At 45.4% G+C, this 1,448-nt stretch carries 1 protein-coding gene; it reads right to left on the bottom strand.

What is annotated here, in order from left to right:
* The coding region (locus COT43_04970) for a hypothetical protein (GenBank protein ID PIS29023.1) at positions 1–1,448 on the bottom strand (1,448 nt) is incomplete at both ends.

The following is a 1,448-nucleotide window of genomic DNA, read 5'->3' as shown; positions in this document are numbered from 1 at the left end:
GAAAAGAGATTGTGACGTCATTGGCAAAATTTCCCGTCATCAGCGTGTCGGAAGAATCGTATATTTCAAGAGTGACGGCGCCTCCGATGATTCTATGATGGGCGTCGTCGTTAAAAAGTTTTTCCCTCTCGTATGCGGCCTTTATGGAGTCATTACTGTCGTCAAGACGGACTTCTATGCGCCCCGAACCCTGCACGGCGTTCGCGGATATGGCAATTGTTATGGGACCTGTGGAAAGAGAAAAAGAACTTGAAAGGTCGTAAAGCGTCTCAAATTCTAAATTCCACGGCATAAGCAGATAATTCAGAGAAAGGTCGGAGATGTCTGTCAAAACCGAAAGGCGGTATCTGTAACCGTAATCCAACCGCTCGAAAGGAATCACCTTAACGACCTGCGACGAGGAAAAATATAAAATATAAGCGGGAACGCTTTCATAAATCGTTTCCCCTTTATTGTTCTTCACCGCCGTAAGATAAACCGACTGGTTATTTATCGTCGGCGAATACATTAATTCGGAAAATTTGACCCATATATCGGGGTTATAGGGACTGACGCGCGCAAGAGGCGAGGGGCTGTAATCGTATATCCACGGAGCGCTCGTTTCCTTTGTCAGAGGCGTGAACACCCCGTCCGCCTGAGGAATTGACCGGACATAATTCCCCGATAAATCGTAACCTATTTCGCCGCAGGCCAGATACAACTTTGTAACACCCAAATTTATTATCTGAATGTGTTTTTCTTCGGCGGGATAGAACCAGAAAATGGAAGCGCTTTCAGAACTTATTGTAAGACCATCCTCAAAATTTATCGGCGTTTCAACGCCAGTTTTTGACGTGTAGAAATACAATTTATCCTTTATGTCGGAAGCCCATCCGCCTATTTCCTCATCAAACTGTATTCTGACGCCCGAGGGTTTCCCGACATCATCTTCATTCTGCTTATACAATGGGCCGCTTATCAAAGGATATTTCGTATCTTTCTTCCAGTTTATCTCCAGGGAACTTTCCCCGATTGCGTTGCCGACGACGTCTTTCAGGGCGCCGGTGGAAATACAAAGGAAGAGTTGCGATGAGTCCCTGCTCCATTGCGCAAGAAGCCGCCAGGTGGAAGAGGAGAGATTGAAATAAAGCACGGAAGAAGAAATACCCGCGTCAAATTCCGTTTGAGTTATGCTTACCGTCGCAATATTCGTCCCTCCTGAAATAGAAAATAAATCAGCCGTGGAAATTTTGATTCCCGAATAGTCAATCGCATCAATATCCTTATTGCAGAACACACTGAATTCAGCGGAGGAGCCAAAAGTAAAATTTTCGTTTCCGTGTTCATAAGAGGCGGCGCTCACGGCGGGTTTTGTGTTGTCAACCGTAAAGGGTTGCGAATACGTCTCGCCGAACTGTTCTATTCCGTAAATGTCTTTTATGGCGCTTTTTATGTAAACGCCCGTGTAT

Source organism: Candidatus Marinimicrobia bacterium CG08_land_8_20_14_0_20_45_22 (assembly GCA_002774355.1).
Taxonomy (GTDB): Bacteria; Fidelibacterota; UBA2242; order UBA2242; family UBA2242; genus 0-14-0-20-45-22.
This window is presented reverse-complemented; position numbering and strand designations above follow the sequence as displayed.